Annotated in this window: 22 protein-coding genes; 13 read left to right on the top strand and 9 right to left on the bottom strand. The window is 73.6% G+C overall.

Going from position 1 to position 23,423, the window contains the following annotated elements; translation table 11 throughout:
- Positions 1 to 58: 58 nt before the first annotated feature.
- From ACIRFH_RS15775 to ACIRFH_RS15735, 9 genes are all read left to right on the top strand, one after another.
- Entirely contained in the window at positions 59 to 2,530 is a 2,472-nt protein-coding gene (locus tag ACIRFH_RS15775) for a SpoIIE family protein phosphatase (protein ID WP_403520770.1), read from the top strand.
- Positions 2,531 to 2,700: 170 nt separating this feature from the next.
- Complete coding sequence (locus ACIRFH_RS15770; protein ID WP_403520768.1) at positions 2,701 to 3,093, top strand: STAS domain-containing protein; 393 nt, start codon at positions 2,701 to 2,703, stop codon at positions 3,091 to 3,093.
- 154 nt (positions 3,094 to 3,247) lie between these two features.
- Positions 3,248 to 4,144 carry an STAS domain-containing protein gene (locus ACIRFH_RS15765; RefSeq protein WP_403520766.1) on the top strand — a complete coding sequence of 299 codons (897 nt, stop codon included), beginning with the start codon at positions 3,248 to 3,250 and terminating at the stop codon, positions 4,142 to 4,144.
- Positions 4,141 to 4,572, top strand: a complete 432-nt coding sequence (locus ACIRFH_RS15760) for an STAS domain-containing protein (RefSeq protein WP_403520764.1) — start codon at positions 4,141 to 4,143, stop codon at positions 4,570 to 4,572. The genes ACIRFH_RS15765 and ACIRFH_RS15760 overlap by 4 nt, the downstream gene beginning before the upstream one ends.
- A complete protein-coding gene (locus ACIRFH_RS15755; RefSeq protein WP_403520805.1) occupies positions 4,572 to 5,012 on the top strand; it encodes an anti-sigma regulatory factor in 441 nt (146 codons plus the stop codon). Before ACIRFH_RS15760 ends, ACIRFH_RS15755 begins: the two co-directional genes overlap by 1 nt.
- The gene (locus ACIRFH_RS15750) at positions 5,012 to 6,076 is read left to right on the top strand and encodes a SpoIIE family protein phosphatase (protein ID WP_403520762.1); all 1,065 of its coding nucleotides are present in this window, start codon (positions 5,012 to 5,014) and stop codon (positions 6,074 to 6,076) included. The genes ACIRFH_RS15755 and ACIRFH_RS15750 overlap by 1 nt, the downstream gene beginning before the upstream one ends.
- Entirely contained in the window at positions 6,073 to 7,809 is a 1,737-nt protein-coding gene (locus tag ACIRFH_RS15745; RefSeq protein WP_403520760.1) for a PP2C family protein-serine/threonine phosphatase, read from the top strand. Before ACIRFH_RS15750 ends, ACIRFH_RS15745 begins: the two co-directional genes overlap by 4 nt.
- 224 nt (positions 7,810 to 8,033) lie before the next feature.
- Positions 8,034 to 9,410, top strand: coding sequence for an NAD(P)/FAD-dependent oxidoreductase (locus tag ACIRFH_RS15740; RefSeq protein ID WP_403520758.1), 1,377 nt, complete (start codon positions 8,034 to 8,036; stop codon positions 9,408 to 9,410).
- A 91-nt stretch (positions 9,411 to 9,501) separates the two neighbouring features.
- Positions 9,502 to 11,748, top strand: a complete 2,247-nt coding sequence (locus ACIRFH_RS15735; protein ID WP_403520756.1) for an FUSC family protein — start codon at positions 9,502 to 9,504, stop codon at positions 11,746 to 11,748.
- Between the two features lie 4 nt (positions 11,749 to 11,752).
- Here the strand turns inward: ACIRFH_RS15735 and ACIRFH_RS15730 are convergent, their stop codons facing one another.
- From ACIRFH_RS15730 to ACIRFH_RS15710, 5 genes are all read right to left on the bottom strand, one after another.
- Entirely contained in the window at positions 11,753 to 12,187 is a 435-nt protein-coding gene (locus tag ACIRFH_RS15730; protein ID WP_403520754.1) for a hypothetical protein, read from the bottom strand.
- A 41-nt stretch (positions 12,188 to 12,228) separates the two neighbouring features.
- Positions 12,229 to 13,062, bottom strand: a complete 834-nt coding sequence (locus ACIRFH_RS15725; protein WP_403520752.1) for a DUF1206 domain-containing protein — start codon at positions 13,060 to 13,062, stop codon at positions 12,229 to 12,231.
- A 221-nt stretch (positions 13,063 to 13,283) separates the two neighbouring features.
- A complete protein-coding gene (locus ACIRFH_RS15720) occupies positions 13,284 to 14,150 on the bottom strand; it encodes an ANTAR domain-containing protein (protein ID WP_403520750.1) in 867 nt (288 codons plus the stop codon).
- Between the two features lie 213 nt (positions 14,151 to 14,363).
- On the bottom strand, positions 14,364 to 15,230 hold the full coding sequence (locus tag ACIRFH_RS15715) for a SigB/SigF/SigG family RNA polymerase sigma factor (protein ID WP_403520748.1): 867 nt from the start codon (positions 15,228 to 15,230) through the stop codon (positions 14,364 to 14,366).
- A gap of 179 nt (positions 15,231 to 15,409) precedes the next feature.
- Positions 15,410 to 15,853, bottom strand: a complete 444-nt coding sequence (locus ACIRFH_RS15710; protein ID WP_403520746.1) for an ATP-binding protein — start codon at positions 15,851 to 15,853, stop codon at positions 15,410 to 15,412.
- Between the two features lie 164 nt (positions 15,854 to 16,017).
- On the opposite strand from ACIRFH_RS15710, the gene ACIRFH_RS15705 reads away from it, so the two are divergent.
- From ACIRFH_RS15705 to ACIRFH_RS15695, 3 genes are all read left to right on the top strand, one after another.
- Complete coding sequence (locus ACIRFH_RS15705; RefSeq protein ID WP_403520744.1) at positions 16,018 to 16,239, top strand: hypothetical protein; 222 nt, start codon at positions 16,018 to 16,020, stop codon at positions 16,237 to 16,239.
- A 102-nt stretch (positions 16,240 to 16,341) separates the two neighbouring features.
- The gene (locus ACIRFH_RS15700; RefSeq protein ID WP_403520742.1) at positions 16,342 to 17,820 is read left to right on the top strand and encodes an aminotransferase class I/II-fold pyridoxal phosphate-dependent enzyme; all 1,479 of its coding nucleotides are present in this window, start codon (positions 16,342 to 16,344) and stop codon (positions 17,818 to 17,820) included.
- 324 nt (positions 17,821 to 18,144) lie between these two features.
- Positions 18,145 to 18,600, top strand: a complete 456-nt coding sequence (locus ACIRFH_RS15695; RefSeq protein WP_403520740.1) for a cyclic nucleotide-binding domain-containing protein — start codon at positions 18,145 to 18,147, stop codon at positions 18,598 to 18,600.
- Between the two features lie 7 nt (positions 18,601 to 18,607).
- Here ACIRFH_RS15695 and ACIRFH_RS15690 read toward each other — a convergent pair whose 3' ends face one another.
- Positions 18,608 to 19,906, bottom strand: coding sequence for an MFS transporter (locus ACIRFH_RS15690; RefSeq protein WP_403520738.1), 1,299 nt, complete (start codon positions 19,904 to 19,906; stop codon positions 18,608 to 18,610).
- A gap of 211 nt (positions 19,907 to 20,117) precedes the next feature.
- On the opposite strand from ACIRFH_RS15690, the gene ACIRFH_RS15685 reads away from it, so the two are divergent.
- The gene (locus tag ACIRFH_RS15685; RefSeq protein ID WP_403520736.1) at positions 20,118 to 20,369 is read left to right on the top strand and encodes a WhiB family transcriptional regulator; all 252 of its coding nucleotides are present in this window, start codon (positions 20,118 to 20,120) and stop codon (positions 20,367 to 20,369) included.
- A 10-nt stretch (positions 20,370 to 20,379) separates the two neighbouring features.
- Here the strand turns inward: ACIRFH_RS15685 and ACIRFH_RS15680 are convergent, their stop codons facing one another.
- From ACIRFH_RS15680 to ACIRFH_RS15670, 3 genes are all read right to left on the bottom strand, one after another.
- The gene (locus ACIRFH_RS15680) at positions 20,380 to 20,829 is read right to left on the bottom strand and encodes a DUF6098 family protein (RefSeq protein WP_403520734.1); all 450 of its coding nucleotides are present in this window, start codon (positions 20,827 to 20,829) and stop codon (positions 20,380 to 20,382) included.
- 137 nt (positions 20,830 to 20,966) lie between these two features.
- Positions 20,967 to 22,640 (bottom strand): FAD-binding dehydrogenase, encoded by a 1,674-nt coding sequence (locus ACIRFH_RS15675; protein ID WP_403520732.1) that lies wholly within the window; start codon positions 22,638 to 22,640, stop codon positions 20,967 to 20,969.
- A 28-nt stretch (positions 22,641 to 22,668) separates the two neighbouring features.
- Positions 22,669 to 23,289 (bottom strand): TetR/AcrR family transcriptional regulator, encoded by a 621-nt coding sequence (locus ACIRFH_RS15670; protein WP_403520730.1) that lies wholly within the window; start codon positions 23,287 to 23,289, stop codon positions 22,669 to 22,671.
- Positions 23,290 to 23,423: the final 134 nt, after the last annotated feature.

Here is a 23,423-nt window from a genome sequence, read left to right as displayed (position 1 = left end):
GTGCGCGGCGCGGCGCGCCCCGCACCATGACGGTCTCCAGCCGAGGAGCTTCCCGATCGTGAGCATCTCCGAGCAGCCGCGTGAACCGGGCGCCGGCGAACCGCCCGGCGCCTCCGGCGAGGCCGGCGAGGCCGCCGCCGGCCTGCGCGGCATGTCCCCGCTGTCGCCCGTGGGCAGGCTCGCGGCCACGGTGGAACGGCTCAGCCGCGAGGTGCGGGCCGCGCAGGCGGAGGCCGAGGGCCGGGCCCTGATCGAGCTCGCCAAGGGCGTGCTGGTCGCCCGGCTCGGGTGCGGCCCGGCGCAGGCCGCGCGGCAGCTCGCCGAGCTGGCCGAACAGTCCCAGGTGACGCAGCTGGAGTTCGCGGTCGACGTGATCAACCAGGCCGCCCGGGACCGGATGTCGGAGGTCACGGACGCGTTCCTCGCGGCCACCGCCGCGGCCGAGGCGGAGAAGCCCGAGAACTCCGAGAGCTCCGAGAGCGTCGGGCAGCCGTCCGCCGAGTCCGCCGCCGTGCGGCTGCGGGCGGCCGAGAGCGGCGCGCTGGCCGCGGACGACACCCAGGCCGTCGCCGACGCCCTGCTGGAGCAGGCGCTGCGCCCGCTCGGCGCGGTCGCCGTGGCCATCTGGGCGGCCGGCTCCGACGGGTCGCTCACGCTGGCCGGCTGCGCCGGGTTCTCGCCGGCCGAGGCCACGCGCTGGCGCTATGTGCCGCCGGACGTGGCGACGGTGGCACGGCGCGGCCTGACCGAACGCGCGGGCCAGTGGATCACCTCGCTCGCCCGGACCGGGCTGCCCAGCGTGGGCCGGCACCAGTACCCCGACGGCGGCCGGGCCGCCGTGCCCGCCGGTACGGGGGGACGCATCCACGGCGTGCTGGAGATCGCCTGGCCGCAGCCCCTGCCCGCGCAGCCGCCCCAGGTGGTGCGCCAGGTGGAGGCCCTGGCGGAGCTGTGCGCGCACACGCTGGAGACGTACACGCCGCCGCACGGCGCCGGGCTGGAGCCGCGGGTGCTGCCGGACGCCGCGGAGCTGATGGACCTGGCGGACGGGCTGCACGACCCCGCCCTGGTCCTGGTGCCGCACCTGGACGCCGCCGGGCACCTGGCGGACTTCCGCATCCAGCACGTGAACAAGCGCTTCCTGGATCCCGCCGGACGGCCGCGTGCCGTGGTGGGCGGCGCACTGCTGCTGGAGGCGTATCCGATGGCCGCCGGGGAGAGCGAGCTGTTCCGGAGCGTGGAGCGGGTGTACGCCACGGGCGAGCCGTTCCGGGCCCGGCGGATGAATCTGACCGCGCTGGTCGACCAGGTGCCGCTGTCGGCGGTCGCGGACATCAGCATCAGCCGGCACGGCAACGCCGTGCTGCTCATCTGGCGCATCGAGGACGAGACGGCCCGGCTGGCCAGCCTCCTCCAGCACGCCCAGCGCCTCGGCCGCATCGGCGGCTTCGAGGAGAACCTGCTGACCGGTGAGATCACCTGGAACGGGCAGCTGTTCGACCTGTACGGGCGTCCGCGGACGAGCACCCCGGTGCCGCTGGAGGAGCTGACCGCCCACGCCCATCCGGACGACGCCGTCCCCATCGGCCGGTTCCTGCGCACGCTGCTGCACCACCGCAGGCCGGCGTCGGCGGCGTTCAGGCTGCAACGGCCGGACGGGGTGACCCGGCACGTGCGGGTGGTGGCCGAGCCGGTCCTGGACGCCGACGACCGCCTGCTCGTCGTGCGGGGCGCCTACCAGGACATCTCGGCCCAGCACTGGACGGAGGTGGCGCTCGCCGCGACCCGCGACCAGCTGGCGCACACCGAGCAGCAGGCCGTCGAGCGGGCCCGGCTGACCCTGCAGCTGCAGCACGCGATCATGCCGCCCGCCCAGACCCCGCTCAGGGTGCCGGACCTCCAGGTGGCCGTCCGCTACCGGCCGGCGGAGACGGAGCAGCTGGTGGGCGGTGACTGGTACGACGCGGTGATGCTGCCGAACCGGATGGTGCTGCTGTGCGTCGGGGACGTGGCCGGGCACGGCATAGAGGCGGCGACCAGCATGGTCGTGCTGCGCAACGCGCTGCGCGGGCTGGCGGTGACGGGCGCGGGTCCGGGGCAGCTGCTGTCGTGGCTGAACATCGTGGCGCACCATCTGACCGGCGGGGTCACGGCGACCGCGGTGTGCGGCCTGTACGACCCGGCCCGGCGGACGCTGCGCTGGGCCCGCGCCGGGCATCTGCCGCCGGTGCTGGTGAGGGGCCCGGAGGCGAAGCCCCTGCCGCTGGTGAGGGGCATGCTGCTGGGCGCGGTGGCGGAGGCCGCCTACGAGGAGGACGAGGTGCAGCTGGCCGCCGAGGACACGCTGCTGATGTACACCGACGGTCTGATCGAACGCCGTGACCGCTCGGTGGAGGAGTCGCTGTCGCAGCTGCTGAGCACGGCCCGTCCCACCCCCAGGTCGCTCGACCAGCACCTGGACCGGCTGCTGACCTACAGCAGGTCGGACACGGACGACGACACGTGTCTCGTGGGCATCCGGGTCGGGTGACGTGTGACCTTCGGATTCGGGGGTATACGCCCGGCGCGGTGAGCGGTGTTCACGAGGCGGGGGCACGGCGGACGGTGATGTCGATCGCCGGCGTGCCCCTCGCCCGGGGACTGCGAAGTCGCTCACGGGGGTGACCCAGCCCCTGGCCGTCAGGATCGTTGGAGGTACACGTGCCCATTGCCCAGAACCCGCTGTCCGTCGAGGTGACGCTGCCCCGGGAGGACGTCGCGCTGCTCAAGGTGGAGGGCTATCTGGACGTCGACACCGCGACCGAGTTCCAGCACCACCTGGCCAATCAACTGCACCACGGCCGACGGCACTTCCTGCTGGACCTGTCGGACGTCCCGTTCATGGACTCCTCCGGGATGAACATCATCCTCCGGGTCTACCAGGAGGCCCGTGACCTGCCGGGCAGCGTGCACATCATCTCGCCCGCCCCGGCGGTGCTGCGCATCCTGGAGCTGACCGGTGTGAGCATCACCGTGCCGGTCTCCGACAGCGTCGAGGAGGCGCTCTCCCGCATAGACCGGGAGCCGGAGGGCCCGGCGGTGCCCGAAGCCTGAGCGTGCCCGCCCCGCCGCTCATCCGGGCCGCTCGTGCGGGAGCAGGTGTCGTGCGAGGTCGCCGGATGGTTACAGTTGTCGCCCGGCAGAGTCACGTCGCCGTCACGTTGCCCGCGGGGTCGGTACGGCGCAACGCGGATGAGGAGTGGAACAAGTGCCGGAGCAGGCGGAGGGAACGGCCGGATCGGCGACGCAGGAGATCAGGGAGTTCCTGCGGCGCCGTCGTGAGCAGATCGCCCAGCGGTGGGCCGACGAGCCCTTGTTCCGGACGGTGTTCACCGTTTCGCGGGACGAGGCGGTCGAGGCGGGGAAGTCCGTGGTGGACGCGCTGGCCCAAGTCGCCGACGCGTCCCGGGTGGAGGACCCGGACGCCGCGGGATTCACCACCGTGCGCGAGCAGTTGTCGAGGATGGGCGCGGCCCGTTCCCGCGCCGGCCTGAGCACCGCGCAGGTGTCGAGCGAACTGGCCGCCCTGCGCCCACCGGTCGAGAACCTGCTGCTGGCCGATCTCCCGGACGCCTCGGCCGATCACGTCCGGGACTGTGTCACCACGCTCAGTGTCCTGATGGGCACCTTGCGGGTGGTGGTCATGCAGACGACGCTGAACGAGAACCAGGCCCTGATCGACCGGCAGCGGCTGCAGCTGCTGGAGGTGGCCACGCCCGTCATCAAGCTGTGGGACGGCATCGTGGCCGTGCCGCTGATCGGGACGCTGGACAGCGCCCGCAGCCAGGTGGTGATGGAGACCCTGCTGGAGGCCGTCGTCGAGCAGCAGGCGCGGTACGCGATCCTGGACATCACCGGGGTGCCGACGGTCGACTCGCTGGTGGCCCAGCATCTGATGAAGACGGTCGCCGCGGCCCGGCTGATGGGCGCCGAGTGCATCGTCTCCGGCATCCGGCCCGCGATCGCGCAGACGATGGTCCACCTCGGCCTGGACCTGGGCACGGTGGTGACCCGGGCGAGCCTCGCCGACGCGCTGGGCTACATCCTGCACCAGCTCGGCGTCGGCATCGTGAACCCCGTCGTGAACGGTCCGGTCGCGCGGTGAACGAGGGTTTTCCCGGGCCCCACACGGGCCCCGTGACGGGCCATGTGCCGGTCCTGCGGCTCGGTGACGTCCTCCTGGTCACCCTTCAGGGAGATCTGTACGACAGCACGGCGCAGCACCTTCAGGAGGATCTCGCCGAGACCATCGTGCGTACCGGGGCCACCGGTGTGATCATCGACATCTCCGGTGTGGAGATCGTCGACTCCTTCCTGGGCCGGGTGCTGGCCGAGATCGCCGGGCAGACCGATCTGCTGGCCGCGCGGACCGTGGTGGTCGGCATGCGGCCGGCGGTGGCCATCACCCTGGTGGAGCTCGGCCTGACCCTGCCGCGGGTGCACACCGCGCTCAGCACCGAGGTGGCGATGGAGCTCCTCGCCCGGCAGGCTCCGTCGTCCCGCTACGGCGGGCTGCGCCAGGAGAGCCCGTGATGCACACTGCCGCGGGCGCCCAGGCCCGCCTGCCGATCCGTTCGGACATGGATCTGGTGTGGGTGCGACAGCACGTGCGGCAGGCCGCCGCCCAGCTCGGTTTCGGGCTGGTGGACCAGACCAAACTGGTCACGGCGGCCAGCGAACTGGCCCGCAACACGCTGGTGTACGGCGGCGGCGGGACGATGGACACGGAAGCCGTCACCGAGGGCGGCGTGCGAGGGCTCAGGCTCACGTTCAGCGACGAGGGGCCGGGCATCGCCGACGTCGAGCAGGCGCTCCGTGACGGTTTCACCTCCGGCGACGGGCTCGGCATGGGGCTGGGCGGTGCCCGGCGGCTGGTGCACGAGTTCGCGATCGAGAGCGCCCCGGGCGCCGGCACCACGGTGCGGGTGACCTCGTGGGTGGGCCGTCCGCCGCGGCCGCGAGAGGAGTTCTGATGCCACGCGTGTGGGACGTACCCGTGCACGACTCGACCCGGGTGCGCGACGCCCGGGTGGCCGCGGAGCACGCGGCGGCCCTGGCCGGGCTGGACGAGCAGTGCACCGCCTCCGCGGCGCTGGTCGCCACAGAGCTGGCCACCAACCTGCTCAAGCACGCGGGGGGCGGTCAGGTCCTCATCGACGTGGTGTCCCCGCCCCTGCTCACGGCCGGCCGGGACGAGGCCAGGGCGGTGCAGATCACGACGGTCGACCACGGTCCGGGCATCGCCGACGTGTCCGCCGCCCTGAGCGACGGGTTCACCACCACGGGCTCGCTCGGCGCGGGTCTGGGCACCTGCGCGCGCGTGGCCGAGGACTTCGGTCTGCACAGCGTCCCGGGCCGGGGCACCGTGGTGCTGGCCCGGATCGGCGGCGCTCCCCGCGGCCGTGCCGCGGACGAGGGCCCGGTGGCGGGCGTGCGGGCCGGTGGCGTGAACGTGCCGTTCGGCGGTGCCGACTACTCGGGTGACGCCTGGGCGTGGGTGCGGTCCGGGGACCGGGTGACGCTGATGCTGGCCGACGGGCTGGGCCACGGCCCCGAAGCGGCCCGGGCCTCGGCGGCCGCCGTGGAGGCACTGCGCGGCGCCGCTCACCTGGTGCCGTCCGAGGCGCTGAAGCGGCTGGACGCGGCGCTGGCCGGCACCCGCGGCGCGGCCGTCGCGCTCGCCCAGGTCGACACGCGGGCCGGGCGGCTCAGGTTCGCCGGCATCGGCAACATAGGGGCCCGGCTCTGCGCGGGCGGCACCTGGCGGCCACTGGTGTCCCAGCCCGGCATCGTCGGTACCCACCGGCCCACGACCGTGCGCGACGAGGAGCGGGAGTGGGCGGACGACCGGGTGCTGATCCTGCACAGCGACGGTCTGCCGAGCCGCTGGACGCCGTCGCCCGACGCCTGCGCCCCGGACGTCGACCCGGCCGTGACCGCGGCCGTGACGATCCGTGACGCCAGCAGCTCCGCCCGCCCCGTGCGCGACGACACAGCCGTGGCCGTCCTGACCTCGACCCCGCCGGACCGCCCATGACCCGTACCTGGCAGATCACCGGCGTCACGGACGCCGCCCGGGCCCGTATCGCCACCGCCCGGCTGGCCGCGGCGTACGGTGTGCCGCCGCTGGAGCGCACGCGGCTGGCGGCCTCGCTGAGCACGCGGTTGCGGCAGTGTCTGACCAAGGGCGGCACCTGGCGGCTGACTCTGGAGGCGGCCACCGCGCCCGCCGGCACGCCGGACGCCGGGCGGGGCGTGCTGCACGCCGTGGTGACGCCGGCGAGCGAGGCCGCGGCCGACGGGGAGCCGCCGTGGCGGATGGCGGTGCCCTGCCCCGAAGCGGTCCCGGCCGCCCGGGAGGACGCCGTGGCGGACGACCCGACCGCGCTGGCGGAGGCCCTGCTGGGCGCCGACGAGGACACGGCGCTGGTGCTGGACCGGCTCACCGAGCAGGAGGCCCTCGTCGCCTTCCACCGGGAGGAGCTGCAGCAGACCAACCAGGGCGTCGTGGCGCTGCACGCCGAGCTGGACGCCGCCGGGCGGGCCCAGCGGGAGGCGTTCGCCGCCGAGCGCAAGGCCCGCACCGAGGCGGAGAACGCCCGTCGCAGGCTGACGTTCCTGGCGGACGCGAGCGCGGTGCTCACCGCCTCGCTCGACCACCACGAGATCGTGCGCCGGCTGCCGGACCTGCTCGTGCCCGAGTACGCCGCCGGCGTCGACGTCTGGATCTTCGACCAGGACGGCGACCGGAACCGGCCGCCGGTGCACGCCGCCGCGGCCGTGGTCGCGGCCCGCACCGGACGGCCGCAGTACGCCGCCGCGCACCCGGGCGGGCTGCCGGGCGTCGACGACCATCCGCCCTCGGCACTGGATCCGGACCGCCCCCTGCTGTGCATCCCGCTGCCGACCCGGGGCGCGCCGCTCGGCGTCGTGACGCTCACCCCGCCCGGGGAGCGCTGGGACCCGGACGACGCCGTGATGCTGATCGAGCTCACCCGGCGGACCGCCATCGCGATCGACCACGCCCAGCGCTATCAGCACAACCGGGACATCGCCGAGACCCTGCAGCGCGCCCTGCTGACGGAGCTTCCGGCGCCGCCGGGCCTGAGCCTGGCCGCGCGCTATCTGCCGGCCACGCACGGGCTGAACATCGGCGGCGACTGGTACGACGCGTTCCGCCAGCCCGACGGCGGGGTGATCGTCGTGGTCGGCGACGTGACCGGGCACGGGCTGCGGGCGGCCGTGATGATGAGCCAGCTGCGGACCGCGCTGCGGGCCTACGCGGTCGACGGCGGCAGCCCGGGCCGGCTGCTGACCCGGCTGCACACGTTCCTGCACCACCTCCAGCCGGACCTGTTCGCCACCGCCGTCATCGCGCGCTTCCACCCCGACGACCCGACGATGACGTGGGCCGCGGCCGGTCACCCGCCGCCGGTGCTGCGTACCCCGGACGGCCTAGTCCGAACGCTGGACGCCAAACCGGGGGCGATGCTCGGTATCCCGCTCGAACAGGAGATCGCCGACCACACGGAGCTGCTGGCGCCGGGTTCGACGCTGGCGCTGTACACGGACGGTCTGGTGGAGCGGCGGGCCCTGGGCATAGACCCGGGCATCGAACGCCTGGCCGCGGCCCTGGGGTCGTTCACCCCGGAGCAGTTGGACACCGACCTGGAGGGCTCGGCGGACGGGATCCTGCGTCCCCTGCTCAGCGACTCGGAGCGCGACGACGACGTGTGCCTGCTGCTGTGCCGTCTCGACGGCTCCGGCTGACCGTCCCGTCACCGCTCCCCCACCGGCCCGTCTCCGGCCGTTCACGCCCGCCCGGTGCGAACCGGCCCCGGCCGGGGCATGGTGGTGCACAGGGTGTGTCGCCTGCCCGGCGCTCCCGGCTCGCCGGACCGCCGCCGACGCGATGGGATCGACGAGGTGCGAAGCGGCGATCCAGGGGCAGGCGAATGGCGTTCGCGGCAGACCGCCCGGAACCGCAGAAAGGGATGAACACCGTGACACGACCCAGGATCCTGGTAGTCGGCGCAGGTTTCGCCGGCGTGGAGTGCGTCCGCCGTCTGGAACGCAGGCTCTCCCCCCACGAGGCCGCCGTCACCCTGGTGACGCCGTTCGCCTATCAGCTCTATCTGCCGCTGCTGCCGCAGGTCGCCTCGGGGGTGCTGACGCCGCAGTCGATCGCGGTGTCCCTGCGCCGCAGCAGCAGGTACCGCACCCGGATCATTCCGGGCGGGGCCATCGGCGTGGACCTCAAGGCGAAGGTCTGCGTGGTGCGGACCATCACCGGCGAGATCGTCAACGAACCGTACGACTACATCGTGCTGGCCCCCGGGAGCATCACCCGCACGTTCGACATCCCGGGGCTCACCGACCACGCGTTCGGCATGAAGACGCTCGCGGAGGCCGCCTACATCCGCGACCACGTCATCTCGCAGCTCGATCTCGCCGACGCCAGCCAGGATCCCGCCGAGCGCGCCTCCCGGCTGCAGTTCGTGGTGGTCGGCGGCGGATACGCGGGCACCGAGACCGCGGCCTGTCTGCAGCGGCTCACCCACGCGGCCGTCAAGCGCTACCCGCGCCTGGACCCGTCCCTGATCAAGTGGCACCTGATCGACATCGCGCCGAAGCTGATGCCCGAGCTGGGCGAGAAACTCGGGCGCAGCGCGCAGGAGGTGCTGACGCGGCGCGGCATCGAGATCTCCCTGGGCGTGTCCATCGAGAAGGCCGGGCCCGAGGAGGTCACCTTCACCAACGGCCGGGTGGTGCCCACCCGCACGTTGATCTGGACCGCCGGCGTGGTCGCGAGCCCGCTGATCGCCACGCTCGACGCGGAGACGGTCAAGGGACGGCTCGCCGTCACCGCCGAGATGTGCCTGCCGGGCCACGACGGGGTGTTCGCGCTCGGCGACTCCGCGGCCGTGCCCGACCTCGCCAAGGGCCAGGAGGGCGCCGTCTGCCCGCCCACCGCGCAGCACGCCATGCGCCAGGGCAAGCACGTCGCCGAGAACATCATCTCCACCCTGCGCGGCCAGCCGATGCGGCCGTACGTCCACAAGGACCTCGGTCTGGTCGTCGACCTCGGCGGCACCGACGCGGTGTCCAAGCCGCTCGGTGTCGAACTGCACGGCCTGCCCGCCCAGGCGGTGGCCCGCGGCTACCACTGGTCGGCGCTGCGCACGGGCGTGGCCAAGGCCCGGGTGGCGGCCAACTGGATGCTGAACGCGGTCGCCGGCGACGATTTCGTGCGCACCGGTTTCCAGGCCCGCAAGCCGGCGAAGCTGAAGGACTTCGAGTACACCGACGCCTATCTGACGCCGGAGCAGGTGCGCAAGCAGGTCGAGGGGGCGGGCCGGGCGCAGTCGTGACCCGCTGCCGGCGACCCGTTCGCGGCATGGCATGCTGGCAAGTGGATCTACAGGCGTGAGTCGGGCGTGAGTCGGGAGAGTGTGCGGCGGCGTGAAGCAGGCGGGGCGCTCGGTGCGGACACGACTGCGGGATCGCGTCGCCGCGTCCGATCCCGGACTGCTGCGGCTGACGGCCGGGCTGCGGACGGTGGGCGCCATCGCCCTGGCGCTGGCCGTGCTGGCCCTCCTGGGGTCGGACGTCAAGCATCTGGTGGCGGGCGCCATGTCGGCGATGGTCGCCACCTTCGCCATCCGCGAGAAGCAGCCCGGCGCGCAGGCCGTCACCCTGGCACTGGGCCTGCCCGTGGCGCTGGCGGCCGTGTCGGTGAGCGCGCTGCTCACCTCGCGGGTCGTCGCCGGTGACGTCTTCTTCGTCGTCCTGATCTTCTGCGCCGTCTACAGCCGCCGCTTCGGCGACCGCGGCCACGCCCTGGGCCTGATCGGCTTCCAGATCTACTTCGTGTCCCTGTTCGTAGGCGCGGGGACGTCGGCGCTGCCGGAGCTGTGGGCCGCGATCGCCGTGGCGTTCGCGTGCAGTGCCCTGGTGCGTTTCGCGATCGTGCCGGCGACCCCCGCACGTGTCCTGTCGCGGCTGCGCCAGGCCTTCCGGGCCCGGCTGGCGCAGCTGATCTCGGCGCAGCTCGAACTGCTGGACGCCGGGCCGGGCGAGATCGACAAGACGCTCGAGCATCTGCGGGACGGCACCGCGCGGCTGCACGAGACGGCCCTGATGATCCAGTCCCGGCTGGAGGAGGGCACCCCGGACGCGTCGACGGCGCGTCTGGTGCAGCGCCGTATCGCGGACGCCGAGATCGCCGCCGAGCGCCTCGGGCTGCTGCTGCTGACCGCGCGCAGCGCCGAGCGGGCGGACACCCTCACCCTGCATCTGCCGGGCGCTCCGGCCCCGTCGGTGGGGGGCACGCCCGCGCCCGGCGAGGCGACGGCGATCCTGCGCCGGGACCTGGGGACGTTGCGCGCGCTGGTGCTGCGGCCCCCCGCCGAGGCCCGCGGCACGGCACTGTCCCATCTGCGCAACCGGCTGCTGGGCTATCGCGACGAGGAGAACCTGCCCGAGGCGACGCCCGCCGTGCAGGACGTCTTCCGCGGGATCGGCGAGACCGCCCGCGCGGTCATGGGCCTCAGGATCGCGCTGGACGGGCCGCAGGACGAGTCGGACGACACGCCCGCCACGACCCGCTCCCGCGAGGAGCTGGACGCCGAGGACGCCGCCATCGACGCCGGCGAGGAGCCCGCGCCGGAGGAGGAGCCGGCCGGGTTGCGCCGGCCCACCACCCGCGCCGCCGTGCAGGTCGCCGTGGGGTCCTCACTGGCCATCGTCGGCGGGGAGTTCCTGTCCTCGCAGCGCTGGTACTGGGCGGTGCTCACCTGCTGGATCGTCTTCCTGAACACCGCCTCCACCGGCGAGATCCTGGTCAAGGGCTACCGCCGACTGCTGGGGACCGTGCTGGGGGTGGTGGCCGGCATCGTGCTGGCCGGGCTGGTCGGGAGCCACACCTGGACCGCGTTCGGGCTGGTGCTGCTGTTCATCTTCGCGATGTTCTACACGGCGCCGCTGTCCTACACGCTGATGTCGTTCTTCGTGACGGCGATGCTCGGGCTGCTGTACACCCTGCTGCACACGTACAGCATGTCGGTGCTGCTGCTGCGGGTGGAGGAGACGGCGCTCGGCGCGGCCTGCGGGATCATCGCGGCGGCGCTGGTGCTGCCGATCCGCACGGACCGGCGTACGAACGAACTGCTGGGCACCGTGCTGGAACGGCTGGTGGACGTCACCGAGGGCGCCGTCGACCAGCTCAGCGGCGGGCCGGCCGCCGATCTGCTGGACACGGCGCGCGACCTGGACCAGGCGCTGGGCGATCTGCGCGGCGCCACCCAGCCGCTCACCCACCCGATCACGCCGCTGCGGGCCCGCCGGAACACGGCCCAGTACGTGGTGGCGCTGCTGGAGACGTGTGCCTATCACGCGCGGTCGCTGGCGGCGACGGCCGAGCTGCTGCCCACCCACCCGTCGATCGCGGCCGATCCGCGGCTGCGCGGGGCGGTGCGGCGCACGGTGCGCAACATCGAGGCGATCGCGGCGCGCGTCGCCGACGAAGATGCCGGGGTGGAGGTGGAGACCGGGCCCAGCATCGCCTCGCTGCTGGAGTTCGAGCCGGGCGGGGTACCGCGGTACGGCCGTATCACCGGGCGCGTCCTGCGGCACCTGGAGCGTCTGGACGAGGCCGTGGTGGGCCTCGCCCGGCCGTTGGGCGTGCCCGTCGCGACGCCGAAGCGGTGACGGGTCAGAAGTCGCTGGGCATTCCGCTCGCCTCGGCGATGCCGCGCAGTTCCTCGTTCTGCCGGTGGCGTTCCTTGAGGTAGTCGGCGATCTCGCCGAGGCGTTCGGGGTCGGAGGCGGTGGCCGCGTCCGTGACGACGCGGACGGGGCCGGTCTCGTCGGTGCTGATCTCGACGACCTCGTTGTCGAGCCGGCCGGTGACGGCGGTGGCGATGACCAGGGCGGCCTCGTCCCGGATCTCCTGCGGCAGCGCCTCGGCGCTGTCGCCGTCCAGGGAGAAGTCGATGGTGGGCATCTGGTGCTCGTCGATCGCCTGGAGGACCGGTTCCACCACGCTGAGCAGCAGCTGGAAGTCGTCGGTCTCCATGCGGAAGCGCAGGAGGTCCAGGTAGACGTCCACGGGACGTCCGTCCGGCGGAGGAATCTCGTGTTCGTTCATTCGCCCCGTGTTCCCCGTGCGGCGCGGCTCAGACGTCGGGCTCACACCCTGCGCCAGCGTGCCAGGGCGAACGAGAACACGCCGAACAGCACCAGACCCGCGGCGACGCAGACCAGCAGCCAGGGTCCGAGCGGGGTGCCGGCGAAGGAGCGCAGGGTGTCGTCCAGGCCCTTGGCCCGGTCGGGTTCGTAGTCGGCCGCGGCCTGCACGGCGAAGGCGCCCGCCGCCGCGAAGACGATCCCCCGGGCCGCCCCGCCGCCGACGCCGGTGACGTCGACCAGCCGCCGCGCCCGCGGGCTCAGCTCGCCGAGCTTCAGCTTCTTGTGGTAGCTGCGGCGCACGGCCTGGACGGCGATCACCACCCCGGCGACCACTATCGCGGCCCCGGCCGCGCCCACGGCCCACCGTCCGGCGGGCATCTCGAGCACCTTGGCCGTGACGTCCCGGGACTGCCGGTCGCCGGCTCCGCCGCCGCTGCCGCGGGAGCCGGCCGCGAAGGCCAGGACGGAGTAGGCGACGAACGAGTAGAAGACGCAGCGGGCGGCGGCCGGCAGGCGCTTCTTCACGCTGCGGCCGTCCTCGCCGACGGCGCCGAACAGCGCCTCGGACAGCCGCCACAGTGCCATGCCGACGAGTCCGGCGCCCAGTGCCCACAGTAGTACGGCGCCGAACGGTTTCTCCGACAGCTCGGCCAGGGCACCACCGCGGTCGGCCTGCCGCTGCCCGTCGCCGAAGGCGATCCGCAGGGCCAGCAGCCCGACGAGCAGGTAGATGACGCCGCGCGCGGTCAGTCCCGCCCGGGCGGCCCCCTCGGCGGCCGATCCGTTGGCCGCCCGCCGGGCCGTGCCGCGGCCGGCGCGTGTCAGAACGCTCATGTGGACCTCCCCTCCGGAACTCCGCATGCCCCGCCTTCTCCCCCGCACACCGGGGGCGCGGGCCCTGCCCGGGGCGGACGCCGCGCCGGGCCCGCGCCGGGCGTGTGCCGCCGGTGCTGATGAGGCGCCCGGGGACGGAACGGCCGTGCGCGGGCGGTCTGCCAGTCGGCCGGACCGCCGGCCGGTGCCCCGAGCCGGAGCGGCCGTGCGCGGGCGGCCTGTCACCTCCGGCGCAGCCGGCCGCCGCGCGCCGCGCGGCCGAGGGTGTGGAGGTGTTCCAGCGCGTCCCGCACCACCGTGTGGTCGTGCCAGGCGAGCCGGCGGCCGGCCTGGCCGCCCAGGGCTTCCAGGGCCTCGCGCTGGGCCGGGGTGAGCTCGCCCAGCGGGCGGCCGGCATGGGCGGAGACCATGCCGACGCACTGTCCGGAGGCGGTCGTCAGCGGCACGCTGTGGCAGGCGCGACTGCCCGCCGCGAGAATGGCCCGCCGGGCCGGTTCGTCGAGGACGGGGTCCGTCGCCACGTCGCGCACGGTGACCTGGGTGACGTTCCGGGCGGCCAGGGCGCATGCCGTGCCCTCCGGGCCGACGTGCCAGAAGAAGTCGACGAAGTCCGGGGGGTGCCCCGTGTGTTTCTCGATGCGCAGTCCGCCCCGGGCACGGTCGGTCAGTTGCACGTTGCCCATGTCGGTGCCGACCACGGCGAGCGTCTGGCTCAGCACGGCCCCGAGGACGCCACCGCGGTTGCCGGTGCCGGCGTGGTGCGCGCCGGGGAAGGACAGCGCCGGCTCCGGGCGGCGGACCCGGCGCGGGAACCACACGCCGTCCGGCTCGTCCGGGCCCGGCGTGGTCACGAGGGCGTCGGCCAGGGTGCGCACCCTGATGTTGAAACGCTGGGAGGCGCGCTGCATCAGCGCGAACGCCGTCTCCGCGTCGGCGAGGGCGTACCGCTCCCGCAGCATGCCCTGCGCCTGGAAGATCATCGGGCGGTCGCGGGCCCGGGCGCGCAGGTCGTGCAGTTGTGCCCGCAGCCGCTCCGGTTCCCCCGGTTCCGCCCGTTCCCCCGCCACCGCGTGGTCGTCCGCCGTCATGGACACTCCTCCGCCTTCGTTCCCCGGACACGCGTCCGCCCCGTATGCCGTTGTCCGGCATACGGGGCGGCACGCCACCTCGCCTTCCCCGTCCGTCCCGTCGTAGTCCGCGGTGTCCCGTGGCCGCCGACGGGTCGGCGCGGCAGCGCTGGGTGAGGCGTCAGGATCCGTCCCGTCGTTCCCCGGAGGCGTGAAGGCGTCGTGCGGCGGTTCTCACACCGTCGTGCGGCGGCGGACGGGGCGCTGTCCCATGGCCTCGTCGCGCACACGGGCGCAGCTGCGGCTGATGAGCCGGGACACGTGCATCTGCGAGATGCCCAGGCGGTCGGCTATACGGCTCTGCGTCATGTCCTCGAAGAAGCGCATGTAGAGGATGGCCCGCTCGCGTTCAGGCAGCCTGCGCAGGCCCTCCTTGGCGGACTCGCGGTCGATCACGGTGTCGTACGAGGAGTCGGCGGCGCCGAGGGTGTCCGCGAGGCTGTAGCCGTCGTCGCCGGCCGACAGCTCGGCGTCCAGCGACAGGGTGCTGAAGCTCTCCAGCGCCTCCATCCCCGCGGTGACCTCTTCCTCGGTGAGCCCGGTGTGGGCGGCCAGGTCGGCGACCGACGGTTCGGGGCTGCCCGGGCTCTGCGTGAGTTCGCGTCGTGCCACCCGCACCTTGTTGCGCAGTTCCTGGACCCGGCGGGGCACTCGCAGGGCCCACATCCGGTCCCGGAAATGCCGCTTGACCTCACCGGTGATGGTGGGCACGGCGTAGCTCTCGAAGGCACCGCGCTCCGGGTCGAAGCGGTCGATGGCCTTCACCAGCCCGAGTGCGGCGACCTGGCGCAGGTCCTCGATGGACTCGCCGCGGTCCCGGAAGCGGCCGGCGATCCGATGGGCCATGGGCAGCCAGGCCGTGACGAGTTCGTCGCGGACGGCGTCCCGTTCCGGCCCGTCCTCCAGCGCCGACAGCCGGACGAAGAGCGCGGCGGTGTCCGGCGCGTCGTCGTGCCGGCGTCGGGGGGCGGTGGCAGGAGCGGTCGAGTCCTGCGCGGGCTCGGGGGTACCGGGACGGATGGTGGGCGTTTCGATGAGCATGCGGATTCGCTCCTGAACGGTGGTCTCAGGGGAACTTTCCGCGGAAGCGGCACTGTCCGGGTCTCCACCCGGAGGGGCCGGAGCAGTCATACCGCTCCCGCTGCTGCGCCTCCGGTCCGAAGCACGAACTTGCGACTGCCCCCGCCCCGGGGGAACAAACTCCGCTTTTCGAAAAGTACTCAGGACAGCGGAACGACGACGGTGATCCGCTTGCCTCCGGACGGAAGGTCTGCCACACGCACGTCGCGCGCCAGCCGGCAGACGATCGGCCAGCCGTGGCCGCCGAGGCGACGGCGGCCCCGCGGGTCGGTCGGCGGCACGATCACCGGCAGCTCGGCGCTGCGGTCGCACACCGAGAGGCGGACGCCGGGACCGACGACGTCGACCTGGAAGTCGGTGATGCCGCCACCGTGCAGGATCGCGTTGGTGGTCAGCTCCGAGGCGACGAGGACGGCGTCCGACAGCGCCCGCGCGTCGCACGGCACGTGGCCGGTACGGCAGCATTCGGTGACCACGCGTTCCACCGCGCTGCGGGCTTCGGCGGGTTTGCGGGGCGGTGACGGCCCGCACCGGCCCGTTCCGGACCGTTCGAGGGCGGATGGGGTGGTGTGCCTGTCACGCATCCGTCAGCTCCCTGGTCGTGGGGGTGAGGGGGGATCCGGCCGGGCGCGGTGCGTCCGCCGCGGGCCCCGTGCTGTCCGGCTGACCCCCGGCCGCTCCCCCAAACCTTCGGCCCTCCTTCCGGACCAATAGCCATCCGGGCGCCGTGCGGGGGTACGTGGAGTACATGACGGATGTTGTGGACTCGGACGAACTGCTGCGCCGCATGCACCGCGCGAGGGCCTGTGCGGTGGAACAGGAACGGACGTGGCGGGCGCGAAGGGACGAGCTGCGGTCGACCGATCCGGAGGGCTCCCGCGAGGCGGCGGTCCGGACGGTGGCGTACGAGGCGGTCCTGCGGGTGCTGGACGAGGTCCTGACCCCGGGCCGCCGCGCGGAGGCCGGCTGACGGGCTCGGGGTCCGGCTGACGGCCCGGGGCACGGACGGTGGCGCCGGGTCACCGGGTCACCGCCGGATTGACGAAGGCCCAGGCCGGGAAACCGGGTCGGCATGACAGCCGACCACACCCGTGCGCCCGTTCTGGAAGCCCTCGTCGACTACCGCCGCGAGGGGCGGTTGTCGTTCACTCCACCCGGGCACAAACAGGCGCGCGGTGCCGACCCGGCGGTGCGGGAGGTGCTGGGCGACGCCGTCTTCTTCGGTGATCTCCTGACGACCGGCGGCCTCGACGACCGGCTCACCCGCGGCCGGGTGCTGCAGCGCGCCCAGGAGCTGATGGCCGACGCGGTGCACGCCGATCACACGTTCTTCACGACCTGCGGGAGCAGCCTGTCGGTGAAGGCGGCGATGCTCGCCGTGGCGGGCCCGCACGAGAAGCTGCTGATCGGCCGGGACGCCCACAAGTCCGTCGTGTCGGGTCTGGTCCTCTCCGGCATCGAGCCGGTCTGGGTGGAACCCCGCTGGGACGCCGAGCGGCATCTGGCCCACCCCCCGTCCCCCGACGCGTTCGAGCGGGCGTTCGCCGAGCATCCCGATGCCAAGGGCGCGCTGATCACCAGCCCGACGCCGTACGGGGCGAGCGCCGACCTGCGGGCCGTCGCCGAGGTCTGCCACCGGCGTCCGGTACCGCTGATCGTCGACGAGGCGTGGGGTGCGCATCTCCCCTTCCACCCCGACCTGCCGTCCTGGGCGATGGACGCCGGTGCCGACATCTGTGTGACCAGCATCCACAAGATGGGCAGCGGCCTGGAACAGGGCTCCGTGTTCCATCTGCGCGGTGACCTGGTCCCGCCGGAGCTGCTCGGCATGCGGGCGGATCTGCTGAGCACGACCAGCCCGTCGGTGCTGATCTTCGCCGGCCTGGACGGCTGGCGCCGCCAGATGGCACTGCGGGGCCGGGAGATCATGGGCGGTGCGCTGGATCTGGTGGCCGAGGTCCGGGCGGCCGTCGAGGAGATCGACGGGATGCACGTCAACGACCGGGACGACTTCTGCGGTCCGGGGCTGGCCCACGGCTTCGACCCGTTGCCCGTCGTCATCGACCTCGACGGGCTCGGTGTGTCCGGGTACCAGGCGGCGGACTGGCTGCGCGAACGCCGTGGCGTCGTCGCGCATCTGACCGACCACCGCCGCATCGGCACGCAGATCACCCACGGCGACGACCGGGAGACCGCCGGCGAGCTGCTGGCCGCGCTCAAGGACCTCGCCCGGGCGGTGCCGGACCTGGATGCCGCCCCGCGCGTCGAGGTGCCGTCGCCGTCCGAGCTGCGGATGCCGCAGGTGATGCTGCCCCGGGACGCGTTCTTCGGCCCGGCCGAGGCGGTGCCGCTCGACCGGGCGGCCGGGCGCGTCTCCGCGGAGATGATCACGCCGTATCCGCCCGGTATCCCCGCCGTCCTGCCGGGCGAGCGGCTGACCGAGCCCGTCCTGCGGTACCTGCGCAGTGGTCTGGACGCGGGGATGTATCTGCCGGATCCGAGCGACCCGTCGCTGAAGACGGTCAGGGTCGTCGCGGAGGGAACCGGGTGACGACACGCCACAGCGGGTGACGGGCCAGTGAAACAGGTCACGCGACCCGGTTTCGAGTTCCCGGAACGCGCGAGATGGTTTAGCGTTCATCCATACGTGGCGACGGAGTCGACGGACAGGTCCTCCGTGCGTCACCGCTTACGGCCCTGGCTGGCTTCCCCCGTCCAGCCAGGGCTTTTTCACGCCCGGACGCCGCCGCTCCCGGACCGGCGCCGCATTCGTACGGAATCCGCCGTCCGCTGAGGTGCCCAGGACGCCGGCAGCGGCTGAAATGGTGCGTAGGGAACGCACCTGAACCGAATCGTCGGGGAGGAGCCCCGGGTCATGACCAAAGCGATCAAACTGCTCACCGCCCTCCCCCCGCACCAGCGCGGTCGTCTCATGGCGCTCGCCCGGGAGGTGTCCTTCCCGGAGGACGCCCGGATCTTCGAGGCAGGAGGCCGGGCCGACCGCTTCTGGGTCGTCCGGTCCGGCACGGTCTCCCTGACCCAGCAGGTGACGTCGCTGCAACGGGTGACGGTCGCCAGCCTGGGCGTCGGCGACCTGCTCGGCTGGTCCTGGCTGTTCCCGCCGTACGAGTGGGACTTCGGCGCCGAGGCCTTCAGCCCGGTGCGCGCCTACGAGTTCGACGCGGCGTCGGTGCTCGCTCTGTGCGAGGAGGACCCGCAGCTCGGGATCGTGCTGGTGCGGACGGTGGCCGAGATCCTCGCGCACCGGCTGGAGGCCACCCGCGTCCGGCTCATGGAGCACGCCGCGCTGCGGGGCCGCAGCATGTCGTGACGCGGCGTCAGACGCGGTAACGGCGCAGCGCCGGTACGGCGGCGGCGAGGGCCGACATCACCACGACGACGAGCAGCCCGCCGCCCGCGACCGCCGCCCGCGCCCCGAAGGCCGAACCCGCGCCGCCGTGCAGGGCGTCGGCCAGGCGCGGGCCGCCGGCGACGACCACCGTGAAGACGCCCTGCATGCGCCCGCGCATCTCGTCGGTCGCGGCGGACAGCAGGATCGCCCCGCGGAAGACCATGGAGACCATGTCGGCGATCCCGGCGATCGCGAGGAAGGCCACCGCGAGCCACAGGTTGCCGCTCAGCCCGAACCCGGTGATGGCCGCGCCCCAGGCGACGACCGCGCCGATCACCATCCAGCCGTGCCGGCGCACCCGGGAGAAGGTGCCGGAGAACAGCCCGCCGGCCACCGCGCCGACGGGGACGGCCGCGAACAGCAGGCCGAGGGCGAGCCCCTCGCCCCAGGGGGCGTACGTCTCGGCGGCGAGCTGCGGGAACAGCGCGCGGGGCATGCCGAGGACCATGGCGACGATGTCGGCCAGGAAGGAGAGCAGCAGCACCTTGTGCCCGGCGATGTAGCGAAAACCGGCGACGACCTCGCGGACGCCCGCGCGCCGGACCGCCGTGCCCGCGAGCGGCGGCAGGGCGGGCAGCAGGTGGACCGCCCACACGGTGACGCACAGGGCCAGCGCGTCGACGAGGTACAGCTCGGGCAGGCCGACGACCGGGATGAGGGCACCGGCGAGCAGCGGGCCGACCACCTGGCCGGTCTGCATGACGGTCGAGCCGAGGGCGCCCGCGGCGGCGAGTTCGTCCTCGGGGACCAGGCGGGCGATGGAGGCGTTGCGGGCCGGGGCGTTCAGGCCCCAGAAGGCCTGTTGCAGCGCGAGCAGGAGCATCAGGACGGCCACCGACTCCAGACCGGTGACGGCCTGCGCCCAGAACAGCAGCGAGGTGACGGCGATGCCGGTGTTGGTGATCAACAGCAGCTTGCGGCGGTCCATGGTGTCGGCGACCGCGCCGCCCCACAGCGCGAACACGATCAGCGGCAGCAGCCCGGCGAGGCTCGCGGCACCGACCCAGGCGGAGGAGCCGGTGATGTCGTAGATCTGCTTGGGCACGGCGACGGCGGTGAGCTGGCTGCCGACGGCCGTGACGATGGTCGAGGACCACAGCCTGCGGTAGGCGGGACGGCGCAGGGGACGGGTGTCCATGGCCCAGCGGCGTCGGCCGCGCCGCCGGGCCCCGTGCGGGGCGGGGGCTTCGTCCGGGGATGCGGTACTGCTCTCGCTCGTGTCCACGCGCTTCCTGCATGCTCAGCACATCTTTCGATCGAAGGCCTCACTATCGCAGTTCCGTTCGAGCGTGTTCGTACCGCGTGGCCGGTCCCGCCGCGGCGCACCCGGCAGGGCCCGGGGCATGCCGTCGGTTTCACTCCGCTGTCGACAGGTCACCCGACACGGAGCAAGGCACTCACGAGGACACGACACGATTCGATCGCAGGTGACTTTGATGGACAACTGGCGCGAGCACGCCGCGTGCCGCACGGAGGACCCCGACCTGTTCTTCCCGATCGGCACCACCGGCCCGGCCCTGTTGCAGACCGAGCAGGCGAAGGCGGTCTGCCGGCGCTGCCCGGTCCAGGAGCAGTGCCTGCGGTGGGCGCTCGACACGGGGCAGTCCATCGGCGTCTGGGGCGGGACCAGCGAGACGGAGCGCCGTGCGCTCAAGCGCCGTACCGCGGCGCGCCGGCGCTCCGGGTGAGCGCGGACCCTCAGCCGCCGGTGCGGCGCAGCGGGCCCCAGGGGCGTTCCTGGCGCTCCACTTCCCTGCGGGCCTCGTCGATGACTCCGGAGGCGATCCAGCACATCGGCCGGACGTCGGTCACCAGCGGCTCGTTGTCCGGGCCGCGGCCCGTCTCCCGGCCGGTGAGCACCCAGGGCCGCACGCCGGGGCCCTTGTCGTGCGGAAGATGCGCGTAGTCGTGCAGCCGGCGGGCCGCCCACACCCGTACGGGCCGGTCCGCCCACCACTCCTCCACGTCGAGGGGGTTGGCGGACAGGCCCGGCATGGGCACGCCGGTGAGCTCGTCCGTGCTGGAGGTCTTGGCGAGATCGGTCTCGGGGCCGCGTGACCAGCGCACGTACAGGCCCCGGTGGCGTCCGACCAGGCCGGCGAGTTCGGCGAGTGTCCGCACGACCGGCAGGTCGTCCGATGCGCTCATGTGCGTTCCTCCCTCGTAGCCCCGTCGGGGCGACGGAGTACCCGGAAGGGGCGGCACGAAATCCGGTTCCCGGTGTTCCCGCAGGACTCCCGTGTCACGCCCCCACCAGGCATGAGGAGACGGGGCGTCCGGCGGGTTCAGGCCGTCTGCCGTGCCGCGGCCCGGCCCGCCGCCCGCCCGGAGAACAGGCAGCCGCCGAGGAAGGTGCCCTCCAGCGCGTTGTAGCCGTGCACCCCGCCGCCGCCGAAGCCGGCCACCTCACCGGCCGCGTACAGTCCTTCGACCGGCGCGCCGTCGGCGCCCAGGGCCCGGGAGTCGAGGTCGGTCTGGATGCCGCCGAGGGTCTTGCGGGTGAGGATGTGCAGCTTGACGCCGATCAGCGGGCCCGCCGCCGGGTCGAGGATGCGGTGCGGGGCCGCGACCCGGCCGAGGCGGTCGCCGAGGTAGCGGCGGGCGTTGCGGATGCCCTGCACCTGGGCGTCCTTGGCGTACGGGTTGGCCATCTGGAGATCGCGGGCCTCGATCTGGCGCCGGATCGAGGCGGCGTCCAGGAGCGGCTTGTCGGTGAGCCCGTTCATCCGGTCGACCAGCTGCTCCAGGTCCGGCGCGGTCACGAAGTCGGGGCCCTCGCGCAGGAAGGCGTCCACCGGGCCCGGGGCGCCCTTGCCGAGGACGCGTTCGCGCAGGAACCCCGCGCGGTCCTTGGCGGTGATGTCCGGGTTCTGCTCGGAGCCGGAGAGGGCGAACTCCTTCTCGACGATCTTCCGGGTGAGGATGAACCAGGAGTGGTCGTGGCCCGCGAGGTCCTCGGCGGTGCGCAGGTGCCGCAGCGTGCCGAGGGTGTCGTAGCCGGGCAGGTACGGCGACGGCAGACGGCGGCCGAGGGCGTCGAACCACAGGGACGACGGTCCGGGCAGGATGCGGATGCCGTGGCCGGGCCAGATCGGGTCCCAGTTGCGCACGCCCTCGGTGTAGTGCCACATCCGGTCGCGGTTGACCAGACGCGCGCCCGCCTCGGCGCTGATGCCGAGCATCCGTCCGTCGACGTGGGCGGGGACGCCGGTGACCATCTCGGCCGGCGGGGTGCCCAGGCGCGCGGGCCAGTGGCGGCGCACGATGTCGTGGTTCGCGCCGATGCCGCCGGAGGTGACGATCACGGCCTGGGCGGTGAGGTGGAACTCGCCGGCGGCGTCGCGGTTGGAGGCGACGCCGCGGGGCGAGGTGTCCTCGGCGAGGAGTGTGCCGCGCACCCCGCGCACGGCGCCGCCCTCCACGACCAGGTGGTCGACGCGGTGGCGGTGGTGGACGGTGAGCAGTCCGTCGCGGGCGGCCTGCCGCGCGTACCGCACGAACGGTTCGACGACCCCGGTGCCGGTGCCCCAGGCGACGTGGAAGCGGGGCACCGAGTTGCCGTGCCCGCCGGCCGTGAGGTCGCCGCGCTCGGCCCAGCCGACGGTGGGCAGGAAGGTGATGCCGTGCCCGGCCAGCCAGGAGCGCTTCTCCCCCGCCGCCCACTCGACGTACGCCCTCGCCCAGCGCACCGCCCAGGCGTCCTCGTCCTCGGTCCGGTCGAAACCGGCGCTGCCCCGCCAGTCGCTCCAGGCCAGGTCGAAGGAGTCCTTGACGCCGAGGCGCCGCTGCTCCGGGGAGTCCACGAGGAAGAGGCCGCCGAAGGACCAGAAGGCCTGTCCGCCGAGGTTGGCCGCGTTCTCCTGGTCGACCAGCGCGACCCTGCGGCCCCGGCTGGTCAGCTCGTGCGCCGCGACCAGGCCCGCGAGGCCCGCTCCGACCACGATGACGTCGGCGTCCATGGCGACCGTCCCTTCCTCATATGTCTTGTCACGGGGTGTTGCCGGGGTTGTTGCCGAAGGTGCCGCTTCCGTCGGTGAGCAGTGCGGTGAGCAGCTGCCCCAGCCAGGCGCGCGCGTGCTCGACGTCCCGGTCGAGCAGCAGTTGGGCGGTGACGCCGTCGTAGGCGGCGACCACGGCGTGCGCGGCGGCCTCGGCGTCGCCCAGCACGGCGGGCAGCGGGGTGTGCGCGTGCGCCCGGGCGAGGCGGTCGGCGATCGCGCGGCGCAGGCGCGCCCGGTGTTCCAGCAGGGTCCGCGCCACGTCCGGGTCGCGGGCGGCGTGCACCAGGAAGTCCGTCTTGACCAGGAGCCAGTCCCGGTCCAGCAGCAGCACCCCGGTGACGCGGTCCACGGCGGCCCGTACGTCCAGGTCCGGTCCGTCGAGGGCGAGGGCCGCGGTCACCTGGTCCGCGATCAGGTCGGCCCGTTCGCGGTAGAGGGCGAAGAACAGCTCGTCGAGGCTGTCGAAGTTCGAGTAGAAGGCGCCCCGGCTGTAGCCGGCGGCCTCGCAGACCTCCTCGATCGGAACCCGGCCGAACCCCTTGGCGGCGAACACCGCGAACGCCGCCCCCAGCAGGTCGGCGCGGGTGCGCGCGCGTCGCCGGGTCACGCGCCGGTGGCCTCTCTCGCCGCCATGACCGCACCGCCCTCCGCCGTTGGACACGTGAACGTATCGGATACATGGATGTATCGAAAGACCTCGGACGCGCCGGGAATCCTCATGCGCATACGCCGTGTGCCGGT

This window comes from Streptomyces sp. NPDC093586 (genome assembly GCF_044764905.1).
Classification (GTDB): domain Bacteria; phylum Actinomycetota; class Actinomycetes; order Streptomycetales; family Streptomycetaceae; genus Streptomyces.
Note: the sequence above shows the minus strand (reverse complement) of the source record. Positions and strands in the feature narration are given on the sequence as shown.

Coding starts and splice junctions, on each gene's coding strand:
- ACIRFH_RS15755 (WP_403520805.1), top strand. CDS start 4,572: ATGCACACTGCCGCGGGCGCCCAGGCCCGCCTGCCGATCCGTTCGGAC.
- ACIRFH_RS15750 (WP_403520762.1), top strand. CDS start 5,012: ATGCCACGCGTGTGGGACGTACCCGTGCACGACTCGACCCGGGTGCGC.
- ACIRFH_RS15745 (WP_403520760.1), top strand. CDS start 6,073: ATGACCCGTACCTGGCAGATCACCGGCGTCACGGACGCCGCCCGGGCC.
- ACIRFH_RS15740 (WP_403520758.1), top strand. CDS start 8,034: ATGAACACCGTGACACGACCCAGGATCCTGGTAGTCGGCGCAGGTTTC.
- ACIRFH_RS15730 (WP_403520754.1), bottom strand. CDS start 12,187: ATGAACGAACACGAGATTCCTCCGCCGGACGGACGTCCCGTGGACGTC.
- ACIRFH_RS15725 (WP_403520752.1), bottom strand. CDS start 13,062: ATGAGCGTTCTGACACGCGCCGGCCGCGGCACGGCCCGGCGGGCGGCC.
- ACIRFH_RS15720 (WP_403520750.1), bottom strand. CDS start 14,150: ATGACGGCGGACGACCACGCGGTGGCGGGGGAACGGGCGGAACCGGGG.
- ACIRFH_RS15715 (WP_403520748.1), bottom strand. CDS start 15,230: ATGCTCATCGAAACGCCCACCATCCGTCCCGGTACCCCCGAGCCCGCG.
- ACIRFH_RS15710 (WP_403520746.1), bottom strand. CDS start 15,853: ATGCGTGACAGGCACACCACCCCATCCGCCCTCGAACGGTCCGGAACG.
- ACIRFH_RS15705 (WP_403520744.1), top strand. CDS start 16,018: ATGACGGATGTTGTGGACTCGGACGAACTGCTGCGCCGCATGCACCGC.
- ACIRFH_RS15700 (WP_403520742.1), top strand. CDS start 16,342: ATGACAGCCGACCACACCCGTGCGCCCGTTCTGGAAGCCCTCGTCGAC.
- ACIRFH_RS15695 (WP_403520740.1), top strand. CDS start 18,145: ATGACCAAAGCGATCAAACTGCTCACCGCCCTCCCCCCGCACCAGCGC.
- ACIRFH_RS15685 (WP_403520736.1), top strand. CDS start 20,118: ATGGACAACTGGCGCGAGCACGCCGCGTGCCGCACGGAGGACCCCGAC.
- ACIRFH_RS15680 (WP_403520734.1), bottom strand. CDS start 20,829: ATGAGCGCATCGGACGACCTGCCGGTCGTGCGGACACTCGCCGAACTC.
- ACIRFH_RS15675 (WP_403520732.1), bottom strand. CDS start 22,640: ATGGACGCCGACGTCATCGTGGTCGGAGCGGGCCTCGCGGGCCTGGTC.